The sequence below is a fragment of the Cellulomonas sp. S1-8 genome (assembly GCF_026184235.1).
Classification (GTDB): domain Bacteria; phylum Actinomycetota; class Actinomycetes; order Actinomycetales; family Cellulomonadaceae; genus Cellulomonas.
In genome coordinates, this window is sequence record NZ_CP110806.1 from 3,807,754 (window position 1) to 3,819,160 (window position 11,407).

Here is an 11,407-nt window from a genome sequence, read left to right on the forward strand (position 1 = left end):
ACATCCGCCGCCCAGGTCGTCGACACGCGTCCCGTCGACCCGATGGCGGAGACGCGCAGGGTGATCGACGCCTACGACGCGTTCTGGCGCAGGATCCGGCGACTGATCGGAGGCGGGCTGCTCTCCGCAGTCTTCACCCTGGCCCTGATCTGGGTCGTGGTCGGACTCAACGAGTGGTCCGCGCACCGTGCCGCACCGGATCAGTCGGTGACGCTGCTCGTGCCCGCACCGAGCTCGGACAGGGTCATCGCGGCGCTGTCCTTCCTGGTCGTGCTGTCGATCGCGTTGCAGGTCGCGGTGAGCGCCGACCGCGCCGCGAGGCCGGCGGCCCCGCACACCGCGCCCGATGTGGAGCTCGCAGGGCGCACCCTCCTGCTGCAGAACGTCGCGAGGGCGATGGTCTTCCTCTCGTGGCTGACAGCCCTCGTGGCCGTAGGCCCGCACCTGGCCGACGCGCCGCGAGTCCTCGACGTCGCGGGAGTCGGCGGGCCGATCCTCGGCGCGCTCCTCGTGTCGTTCTTCGCCGCCGACGCCGCCGAGCTGGCGTCGGACCCCGACGCTGTCACTCTGCGTGCCCGGGCACGTCGCCAGGTCCGGCTCGAGCGCCTGGTCGCAGCAGTACGATCCCTGGCCGCCCGTCGGGCGTCGTCCACGGTCGAGCATGTCCAGGATGCGCTGCTGCTGACTGCCCCGATGGCGGTCGTCGGCACGGCGTGGGCGATGGGCTGGACCACACCGTCCGCCGCCGTGTCCGCACTCGTGCTGCTGTCCGGTGGGATCGCGATGTTCACCTTGGCGGCGTACATGGCCGCGACCCGGGAGTCCCTCGGCCTCGCGGCGCTCGCCTCTCTCTGGGGGATCCTCAGCGTCGTCCTCTGGATCTGGGCGTTCTTCTCTGCCTGGGCAGCTCTGGACGTGCCGGACGAGCGAGTCGCGGGCGCACTGGCTGCTGTGGCGGCGGGTGCCGTCGTGCTCGGCACGTCGGCGTGCCTCACCCTTGCCGTGGTGTCCCGGCCTGCCACCGGGAGACGGCCGCTGCTGCGCGGTGCTGCTCTCGGCTTGGTCGTGCTGGACCTGAGGAGCGTGCGCTCCGACCGTGACCGCTGGTCACGTCGCTCGGGCGCCGCCGAGCCGGTGGTGCGCAGCGGTCTCCACGCGGCGTGGCCGTGGGGATGGCTCGCGAGCGACCTCCATCCCGTTCGGGGCGCGCACGTAGGGGCGGAGCAAGATCGACCACCTGTCCACCGGGGCGGGCGCACCTGGCCCTGGACGGTCCCGGTCGCGCTTCTCGTCGGGCTCCCGGTGCTGGTGTACCTGGTCGGGTGATCTCGACGAGTCACCGGCCGACAGCGACACTCACCCCTGCTCCGGATTCACAGTCCTCGGTGGCCGGGTTCAGCACCTGGAACATCGCGTGGTCCTGCCAGGTGCCCGCGATACGCAGGTACTGCGGCGCCGTGCCGTACCGCGTGAACCCGTTGCGCTCGAGCACCCGCTGGGACGCGGTGTTGTGCACCAGCGTCTCCGCCTGGACGCGGTGCAGACGGAGCTCGCCGAACGCGACGTCCAGCATCTCCGCCACCGCGGCCGTCGCTAGGCCACGGCCGTTGTTCGCCTCCGCGACCCAGTAGCCCAGCGCGCACGACTGCAGAGCCCCGCGGACCACGCCGGACAAGGTCGCCCGGCCCACCACGCGCCCCTCGTCGAGGACGACGTGGACGCGGCCGAGGCCACGCCCTGCCAGGTCGATCGCGTCACGGACCACGTCGCGCTGCCCGGCGGGCGTGAAGTACGCGTCGTCGCGGACCGACTGCCACGGGGCGAGGAAGGCGCGGTTGGCGACGAGGACGTCGACGAGCGCGGGCACGTCGTCGAGGGTGATCGGGCGGGTCGTCCTTGGGTGGGTCACGTCCCCCATCCTCTCGGGCTCGCCACGGTCCGCCCGCACCCCGGCGTGACTGGATTGCTCTCTCGCGCCCATCAAGTGGAGCTGGATTGCTCACTCACGAGGTGGTGAGAGAGCAATCCAGCCCCGGGGCGGCTGGATTGGACTCTCACGCCCATGGGGGGTGAGAGGTCGATCCAGCCCGTGCCGGCATCAGTCGGTCGGCGTGTACTCCACGCGCTCGATGTGGGCGATGGTCTGCGTCGGGCGGCCGTTGCTCGTGCCGTAGACGCCGAGCCACAAGCCCAGGAAGCCGCCGGTCGCGACGGTGTCGAGGTCGGTCGCCAGGGCCGAGCCGACGACGACGGGTGCGTCGTCGCCCGCACCGACGAGCAGGTCCAGGTCCACGCCGCGCGCACGGACGACGAGGGTGAGCGGGGAACCGCCGGTCACCGACGCCTCGCCGAGGACACGGTCCTCGTCGCGCTGCCGGTGCACGACCTGCGCGCGGACGACACCGTCCTGGGTGGTGACGGCCAGGCGCACGTGGTCCTTCTCGGACTGCCGCACGGCCACCCCGACCTCCTCACCCTCGGCGAGGTCGACCCCCACCCGCACCGTGAGGTCGGCGTCCTGGTGCTGCAGCCGCACCCCGAGGAACGCGGGGACCTCGACGTCGGCGAGGGTCGCGGCGCGCAGCGGCAGGTCCCAGCCGTCGCCCGCGGGCGTGGCGACCTGGGTGGGCAGCGCGCGCACGGCGGTCCACCGCGGGTCGTCCGACGGCACCGCACCCGAGGTCAGCCCCTGGACCAGGCCCCGCGCGGGGCCCGTCGCGAACGGCACCTCGACCTCGTCGGGCACCCGCCCGACGCCCGGCGCGAACACCGGCCAGCCGTCCTCCCAGACCACGGGGACGAGGAACGTCTCGCGGCCCAGCGGGTAGTGGTAGCCGCCGTACGTGCGCATGGCCAGCAGCACGGCCCACCAGCTGCCGTCGGCCGCCTCCACGAGGTCCGCGTGGCCCGCCCCGACCACCGGGTACTGCCGCCCCAGGTGCCGGTGCGTGAGGATCGGGTTGCCCCGGGTGCCCACGTACGGGCCGGTCACGGACTCCGACTGGGCGATGCTCTCGGCGTGGTGGAACTCGGTGCCGGCCTCGGCCGCCATCAGGTAGTACGTGCCGTCGACCTTGTAGAGGTGCGGGGCCTCGGCCCAGACGGCGCCCTTCACGGCCCCGGACCACACCACGTGCTCCGGGCCTGTGAGCTTGGTGGTCGCGGGGTCGAGCTCGCGGATCCACACCTCGGTCTGGTGGAACCACTCCGGCTCGCGCGCCAGGCGGGTGCCGTGCACCCAGATGCGGCCGTCGTCGTCGAAGAAGATCGACGGGTCGATGCCGTCGGCGTCGAGCCACATCGGGTCCGACCACGGGCCGGCCGGGTCCGTCGCCGTCATGACGAAGTTGCCGCCCGGGTTGCCGTGCGGCTGGCCGACGAGCGTGCAGATGACCCAGAACAGGCCGTCGTGGTGCCGGATCGTCGGCGCGTAGAGGCCACCGGAGGACGCGATGCCGGTGTAGTCGAGCTGACCGGGCCGGTGGACGACGTGGCCGATCTGCTCCCAGGTCACCAGGTCCCGGCTGTGCAGCACCGGCAGGCCCGGCAGGTACTCGAACGTCGAGGTCACCAGGTAGTAGTCGTCACCCACCCGGCAGATCGACGGGTCCGGGTAGCACCCGGGAAGGATCGGGTTCTGGACCGTGCTCATGCGTGGTCGACCTCCATGTCGATCAGGGTGGTGCCAGGTGCGTGCTGCAGTACTCAGCCCTTGACGGCGCCGGTGAGCCCACCGACGATGCGCCGCTCAAACATCGAGAAGAAGACCAGGGCGGGGATCATCGACAACGACACGAACGCCAGCACGCGGGCGGTGTCGACCGAGTACTGCGAGGCGAACGACTGCACGCCCAGCGGCAGCGTGTACATCACCTCGTCGTTGAGGATGAACAGCGGCAGCATGTAGCTGTTCCAGCTCGCGACGAACGCGAGGATGCCGACCGTCACGACACCCGGCAGGGACAGCGGGACGACCATCCTGACGAAGAACCCGAGCCGGCTCGCACCGTCGATCGACGCGGCCTCCTCCAGCTCCTTGGGGATGGCCCGCAGGAACGGCACGAGGATGATGACGGTCACCGGGAGCGCGAACGCGATCTGCGGCAGGATGATGCCGGCCAGGGTGTTCATCAGGCCGAGGTTCTTGATGAGGATGTACAGCGGCGTGATGGCCACGGTCATGGGGAACATCAGGCCCGCCGCGAACAGCGAGTACATCGCCCCCCGGCCGTTGAACCGGTAGCGGGCCAGCACGTAGCTCGCCATGAGACCGAGGACCACCACGCCGGCCGTCGTCGCGATGCCGGCGATCGCGGAGTTCGCCGCCTGCTGCCAGAACAGCGAGCTGGTGAGCACCGACGAGTAGTTGCCCCACTCCCACGTGGTGGGGAACCCGGACGGGTCCGCGGTGATCTGCGAGTTCGTCCGCAGCCCGCCGAGGATGATGAAGGCGACGGGTCCGATGCACAGGCCCACGAGCAGCCACGCGACCACATACACCACCGGGTTGACCCGCTCGAGCGTCGATCCGCGGCGGCGCTTGGGCACCGGGGGCCTGGCCGGGGTCGTCGGCACGGCGACGGCAGTCATCACTTCGTCCCTCCCGTGAGCGCACCCTCGGTGTCGCGCCGGAGCACGAAGCGCTGGTACGTGAGCGCGATGACCAGCGAGATGAGGAACAGCACGACGGCCACCGCGTTGCCGAAGCCGTAGTTCCCGGCGTTGCGCCCGTTGAGCACCATGTACGTCGCCATCGTCGAGGTGCCGGCCGTGGCGGACACGTACTGGCCCCAGATGATGTAGACGAGGTCGAACAGCTGCAGCGCCCCGATGATCGACAGGAACGCCCAGATCCGCATCGTGGGCCCGAGCAGCGGCAGCGTGATGCTGCGCTGCGCCTGCCAGAACGACGCCCCGTCGATCGCGGCGGCCTCGTGCAGCTCCTCGGGGATCGACTGCAGCCCCGCGAGGAAGAGGATCACGGCGAAGCCGATGTACTTCCAGGTGATGATGATCATCAGCGACCAGATCGCGATGTCGGGGTCGGACAGCCAGTCGACCGCCCAGGACTCGAGCCCGATCTTCGTGAGGAACCCGTTCACCGCGCCCGTCGTCTGGAGCATCAGGCTCCAGCCGACGCCGACGATGACCTCGGAGATGACGTAGGGCACGAAGATCAGCACCCGGATGACCGAGCGCCCGCGCATCCGTCGGTTGAGCAGCAGCGCGAGCGCCACCGCGGCGGGTCCCTGCATCACCAGCGACATCACGACGATGAAGCCGTTGTGCCGCAGCGCGTCCTGGAACGTCGGGTCCTGCAGGATCGCGACGTAGTTCTGCAGCCCGATGAAGTCGGTGGCCGGGCCGTAGCCCTTCCACCGGAAGAACCCGTAGTACGCCGCCATGACGACGGGGAAGATCACGAACGCGACGAAGACGACGATCGCCGGGCCGGCGAGCAGGGCGATCTCTGCCCGCTGGCGCCAGTCGATCCCGCGGGGCCGACGGGCCGGGGACGGTGCCGTACGGGCACCGTCCCCGGCCGCGGGGCCGGCCCCGGGCGACGTCGCCTCCAGCGCGTTCCCGCCCTGGGAGCTGGTCATGGAGGCTGCTACTCCTTGGCTGCCGCGGCGTTGACGGTCGCGACGATGCTCTCGGCGTCGCCCTGACCGGCCAGCATCTCGACGACGGCCGTGTTCAGCGCGTTGCCGACGTTCTGACCGAACAGGGTGTCGAGCCACACCGACACGTACGCGGCGTCGTTGTACGCGGCGAGCACGTCCAGCAGGGCGGGGTCGGTGACGACGCCCTGTGCGTCCTTGCTGGCCGGGAGCGTCACGAACGCCTCGGCGAACGCCTCCTGGTTCTCCTTCAGGAGCAGGAAGTTGAGGAACTCGGCGCACTCCACCGGCGCATCGACGTGGCAGGTGAGGCCGTCGATGCCGCCCATCATCGCCGTCGGGTCGCCCGCGCCGCCGTCGACCGCCGGGAACGGGAACCAGCCGAGGTCGGCCAGCGGCTCGCCGTCCGGCGTCAGCCCGCCGATGACGCCGGGGTCCCAGGCACCCATGAGCTCCATGGCGGCCTGGTGGTTGGCCACGAGGCCCGCCGAGGAACCGGCACCCTGCTGCGCGGTGGTCGTGAGGTAGCCCTCGTTGAAGGGCTCCTTCTCGGCGAACGCCGCGAACTCCTCGCCGGCCTGCGTCCAGCACGGGTCGTCGAAGCTGCGGTCGGCGGCGGCCGCGGCGATGGTCTCCTGCGAGCAGGCCCGCAGCGCGTAGAAGTAGTACCAGTGCGCGGCCGGCCACGCGTCCTTGGCACCCAGCGCGATCGGCTCGACGCCCGACGCCTCGAGCTTGGCGACGGCGTCCTCCAGCTCGGCCATGGTCGTCGGCAGCGTCTCGATGCCGGCCGCGGCGAACAGGTCCTTGCTGTAGAAGATGCCGCCGGGCAGCACGGCGGTCGGGATGCCGTAGACCTTGTCGTCGATGGTGAAGGCGTCGATCGTCCCGCCCAGGGCGTCGCGCGTGGCGTCGTCGACCAGGTCGGTCAGGTCCATCACCTGGCCGGCCTCGACGATGTCGGCGAGCTTGCCGCCGCCGCGCGCCATGAAGATGTCCGGGGCGTCGCCGGAGTTCAGGGCGGTCTGCAGCTTGCCGTCCATCTCCTCGTTCTGGACGACCTGCAGGGTGATCTCGACACCGGGGTTCTCGGCCTCGAAGGCCGCCGCGATGTCCTCCTGGTAGGCCTTGCCGTCGTCGGTGGTGGAGTTGTGCCAGAACGTCATCTGGACCGCGCCGTCGCCGCCCGCACCGTCGTCGTCCGAGCCCGCGCAGGCGGTGAGCGCCAGGGCTCCCATGACCACCGCGGCCGCAGCCGCGAACGTCTTCTTCGTCGTCATCGTCTGTCCTCTTCGTCGAGTCGTCCGATCCCGATCCCGGACGCGTGCGCCGGGTGCCGCCTGGAGAGCCGGGATGCGCCGACCGGCTGCGCGCGCCACGCACGGACGCGCTCCGTCCCTCGTTGGACGGCTGCCGGACGCACCCGCGTCATGCCGGGCGACCGGTACCGACTGTGGCAGCACGCGTGTGTAACGTCAAACCTGCACAACACCGTCGGATGGGACCCCGGCGTGGCGCGCCTCTCGGCGCGCACGACGAAGGCCCCGGCCCCTTGCGGGGCCGGGGCCTTGCGTCGGTGGTGCCGGCGGTCAGGAGGCCGGGGCGAGACCCGTGCCGCCGTCGCCGCGGGCCGTGGCCGGCGGGGCGGGCGGGACGTCGGTGCCGGAGTGCGGGGTCCCGACGGCCGCGCCGACGACCAGGGGCTCCTTGTCGCGGGTGCTGCGCGGGACGCCCGTGAAGATGAACTCCCCGAGCAGACCCTCGCCCTGCGCGTCGACGATGACCGTCTGACCGGCCTTCAGCTCGCCGAACAGGATCTTCTCGGACAGGGCGTCCTCGATCTCCCGCTGGATCGCACGGCGCAGCGGCCGGGCGCCCAGGACCGGGTCGTAGCCCTTCTCCGAGAGCAGCTTCTTGGCCGCGGGCGTGATCTCGATGTCCATGTCCTTGTCGCGCAGGCGCTTGGCCAGCTTGGCGATCATGAGGTCGACGATCTGGAAGATCTCGGGCTGCGAGAGCTGCGGGAAGACCACCACGTCGTCGACGCGGTTGAGGAACTCGGGACGGAAGTGCGTCTTGAGCTCGTCGTTGACCTTCGCCTTCATGCGCTCGTAGTCCGTCGCGAGCTCGCCACCGGCCTGGAAGCCGGTCATGACGCCCTTGGCGATGTCCCGCGTGCCGAGGTTCGTGGTCATGATGATCACGGTGTTCTTGAAGTCGATGACGCGGCCCTGCGAGTCGGTCAGGCGACCGTCCTCGAGGATCTGCAGCAGCGAGTTGAAGATGTCGGCGTGCGCCTTCTCGACCTCGTCGAACAGGACGACGGAGAACGGCTTGCGGCGCACCTTCTCGGTGAGCTGACCACCCTCGTCGTACCCGACGTACCCGGGGGGCGACCCGAACAGCCGCGACACCGTGTGCTTCTCGGAGAACTCCGACATGTCGAGCTGGATGAGCGCGTCCTCGTCCCCGAAGAGGAACTCGGCCAGCGCGCGGGCCAGCTCGGTCTTGCCGACGCCCGTGGGTCCGGCGAAGATGAACGACCCACCGGGACGCTTCGGGTCCTTGAGGCCCGCCCGCGTGCGGCGGATGGCCTGCGACAGCGCCTTGATGGCCGCGTCCTGGCCGACGACCCGCTTGTGCAGGTTGTCCTCCATGTGGAGCAGGCGGCTGGACTCCTCCTCGGTGAGCTTGAACACCGGGATGCCCGTGGCGTTCGCCAGCACCTCGGCGATGAGCTCCTCGTCGACCTCGGCGACGGCGTCCAGGTCGCCGTTCTTCCAGGCCTTCTCCTTCTCGATGCGCTTGAGCCCGAGCTGCTTCTCCTCGTCGCGCAGGCGCGCAGCCTTCTCGAAGTCCTGCTCGTCGATCGCGGACTCCTTGTCGCGACGCGTCTCGGCGATCTGCTCGTCGAGCTCGCGCAGCTCCGGCGGGGCCGTCATGCGACGGATCCGCAGGCGCGCACCGGCCTCGTCGACCAGGTCGATCGCCTTGTCCGGCAGGTACCGGTCGTTGACGTACCGGTCGGCCAGGGTCGCAGCGGCGACGAGCGCGGCGTCCGTGATGGAGACGCGGTGGTGCGCCTCGTAGCGGTCGCGCAGGCCCTTGAGGATCTCGATCGCGTGCTGCAGGTTCGGCTCGGCGACCTGGATCGGCTGGAAGCGACGCTCCAGGGCCGGGTCCTTCTCGACGTACTTGCGGTACTCGTCGAGCGTCGTGGCACCGATGGTCTGCAGCTCGCCGCGCGCCAGCATGGGCTTGAGGATCGACGCGGCGTCGATCGCGCCCTCGGCGGCACCCGCGCCGACGAGGGTGTGGATCTCGTCGATGAACAGGATGATGTCGCCGCGCGTGCGGATCTCCTTGAGGACCTTCTTCAGGCGCTCCTCGAAGTCACCGCGGTAGCGGGAGCCGGCGACCAGCGCGCCGAGGTCGAGCGTGTAGAGCTGCTTGTCCTTCAGCGTCTCCGGCACGTCACCGCGCACGATGTCCTGCGCGAGACCCTCGACGACGGCCGTCTTGCCGACGCCGGGCTCACCGATCAGCACCGGGTTGTTCTTGGTGCGGCGGGACAGCACCTGCATGACCCGCTCGATCTCCTTCTCGCGCCCGATGACCGGGTCGAGCTTGCCGTCGCGGGCCGCCTGCGTGAGGTTGCGGCCGAACTGGTCGAGCACGGCCGACCCGGACGGCTGCCCCTCGGCGGGGCCGCCCGACGCCACGGGCTCCTTGCCCTGGTAGCCGGAGACGAGCTGGATGACCTGCTGGCGCACGCGGTTGAGGTCGGCGCCCAGCTTGTTGAGGACCTGCGCGGCGACACCCTCGCCCTCGCGGATCAGGCCGAGCAGGATGTGCTCGGTGCCGATGTAGTTGTGGCCGAGCTGCAGCGCCTCGCGCAGCGACAGCTCCAGGACCTTCTTGGCGCGCGGCGTGAAGGGGATGTGACCCGACGGGGCCTGCTGGCCCTCGCCGATGATCTCCTGCACCTGGGCGCGGACCGCCTCCAGGGAGATCCCGAGCGACTCCAGGGCCTTGGCCGCGACACCCTCACCCTCGTGGATGAGTCCCAGGAGGATGTGCTCGGTGCCGATGTAGTTGTGGTTGAGCATCCGCGCCTCTTCCTGGGCGAGGACGACCACGCGACGGGCTCGGTCCGTGAATCTCTCGAACATGTGCACTCCTCACGAGCGGCGTGCCCCGGTGGCACCGCGCAGCAGGGGTTTGCGCGGAGCCGACGAAGCGGCGTGTTTCGATGCTAACGGCGGGGTACCCCCCGGACGTCCTCTGTTCGCCGCAGGCGGAGAGCGCGGGGACCTGCTGCCGCACCGACGCGGAGCGCGCCGTCCTGACCGGAAAAGTGCGCGACCTCGAAGCCGCTGTCCGGCAACGACGCCGCACCGAGGCGACACCCGCCCGCCGACCGGTGGAACCACCGCCACCGTCCGACCGTTCTGCTCAGCACGGCCGGGCGTTCCGGTACCGTGACCAGCACCGTCGTCGTCCGACGTCAGCCGCGCCACCAGCGCCTCCCAGGAGGACCTCCGATGACCCAGCCGAGCCCCCTGCAGCCGCCCGCGTCGGCGTCCGCCTTCGCGCTGGAGGCGCCCGCGCCCGTCGCGGCCGTGGCCACGCACGACGCCCCGGCGATGGCCCCGCGCGTCGACCCCGCGGCCCTGCCGGGGCTGGACGCCAAGGTCGGCGCGTACCTGACCAGCCTCGACAACGTGCAGGCGGGGTCGCCGGAGTTCGCGGCGAAGGCCGACGACATCCGGCTCATGGGCGACTCGGACATCCGCGCGTCCGCGGACACGTCGAACCGGCTGCTGCAGGTCCCGGTGCGCGAGCTGCGCGAGGGCGGCGTCTCCGGGACGTCGCAGGTGAGCAAGTCCCTGCTGGACCTGCGCCGCACGGTCGAGGACCTCGACCCCTCCGAGAAGACGGTCGGGCGCAAGCTGCTGGGCATCCTGCCGTTCGGGGACACGCTCACCGACTACTTCCGCCGCTACGAGAGCTCGCAGAAGCAGATCGACGCGATCGTCAAGGCGCTCTACCGGGGCCAGGACGAGCTGCGCAAGGACAACGCCGCGCTGAACCTGGAGAAGCAGAACCTCTGGGACGCGATGGGCCGCCTCAACCAGTACATCTACGTCGCGAGCTCGCTGGACACGCAGCTGTCCGCGAAGATCGCGCAGCTCGAGATCGCCGAGCCCGAGCGGGCGCGCGCGCTGCGCGAGGACGTCCTGTTCTACGTCCGCCAGAAGCACCAGGACCTGCTGACGCAGCTCGCGGTGTCGATCCAGGGCTACCTGGCGATCGACATCATCATCAAGAACAACATCGAGCTCATCAAGGGCGTCGACCGGGCGACGACGACGACGGTCTCGGCGCTGCGCACCGCGGTGCTCGTGGCGCAGGCGCTGAACAACCAGAAGCTCGTGCTCGACCAGATCACGGCGCTGAACACGACGACGTCGAACATGATCGCCTCGACGTCCAAGCTGCTGCGCGAGCAGTCGGTGGTGATCCAGCAACAGGCGGCGAGCGCGACGATCGGCCTGCCGCAGCTGCAGCAGTCGTTCTCCGACATCTTCGCGGCGATGGACTCGATCGACACGTTCAAGGTGCAGGCGCTGGACTCGATGGCGCAGACCGTCGGCGTGCTGGAGACCGAGACGGCGAAGGCCAAGCAGTACCTCGACCGCGTGTCGCGCTCGGACCGCACCGAGGTGGCGAGCGGGTCGCTCGACCTGGGCCTGCGCTGACGCGCGGATGCACGGACGGCGTGA

8 protein-coding genes are annotated in these 11,407 nt (G+C 70.5%); 2 read left to right on the plus strand and 6 right to left on the minus strand.

The annotated features are described in order from the left end of the window. The first annotated feature begins 60 nt into the window (after positions 1–60). Positions 61–1,326: a hypothetical protein gene (locus OKX07_RS17130; protein WP_265629197.1), complete on the plus strand. Its 1,266-nt coding sequence runs from the start codon at positions 61–63 to the stop codon at positions 1,324–1,326. A gap of 10 nt (positions 1,327–1,336) precedes the next feature. Here the strand turns inward: OKX07_RS17130 and OKX07_RS17135 are convergent, their stop codons facing one another. The 6 genes from OKX07_RS17135 to OKX07_RS17160 all read right to left on the minus strand — a co-directional run bounded on the left by OKX07_RS17135 (position 1,337) and on the right by OKX07_RS17160 (position 9,793). Then, the gene (locus OKX07_RS17135) at positions 1,337–1,918 is read right to left on the minus strand and encodes a GNAT family N-acetyltransferase (protein WP_416220796.1); all 582 of its coding nucleotides are present in this window, start codon (positions 1,916–1,918) and stop codon (positions 1,337–1,339) included. 180 nt (positions 1,919–2,098) lie between these two features. Then, the gene (locus tag OKX07_RS17140; RefSeq protein WP_265629199.1) at positions 2,099–3,652 is read right to left on the minus strand and encodes a glycoside hydrolase family 43 protein; all 1,554 of its coding nucleotides are present in this window, start codon (positions 3,650–3,652) and stop codon (positions 2,099–2,101) included. Positions 3,653–3,705: 53 nt separating this feature from the next. Continuing rightward, a complete protein-coding gene (locus OKX07_RS17145; protein ID WP_265629200.1) occupies positions 3,706–4,590 on the minus strand; it encodes a carbohydrate ABC transporter permease in 885 nt (294 codons plus the stop codon). Next, complete coding sequence (locus tag OKX07_RS17150; RefSeq protein WP_265629201.1) at positions 4,590–5,603, minus strand: carbohydrate ABC transporter permease; 1,014 nt, start codon at positions 5,601–5,603, stop codon at positions 4,590–4,592. Before OKX07_RS17150 ends, OKX07_RS17145 begins: the two co-directional genes overlap by 1 nt. A gap of 8 nt (positions 5,604–5,611) precedes the next feature. Beyond that, positions 5,612–6,901 (minus strand): extracellular solute-binding protein, encoded by a 1,290-nt coding sequence (locus tag OKX07_RS17155; RefSeq protein ID WP_265629202.1) that lies wholly within the window; start codon positions 6,899–6,901, stop codon positions 5,612–5,614. Between the two features lie 309 nt (positions 6,902–7,210). After that, a complete protein-coding gene (locus tag OKX07_RS17160) occupies positions 7,211–9,793 on the minus strand; it encodes an ATP-dependent Clp protease ATP-binding subunit (RefSeq protein WP_265629203.1) in 2,583 nt (860 codons plus the stop codon). 372 nt (positions 9,794–10,165) lie between these two features. On the opposite strand from OKX07_RS17160, the gene OKX07_RS17165 reads away from it, so the two are divergent. Continuing rightward, positions 10,166–11,383, plus strand: a complete 1,218-nt coding sequence (locus OKX07_RS17165) for a toxic anion resistance protein (RefSeq protein ID WP_265629204.1) — start codon at positions 10,166–10,168, stop codon at positions 11,381–11,383. Positions 11,384–11,407: the final 24 nt, after the last annotated feature.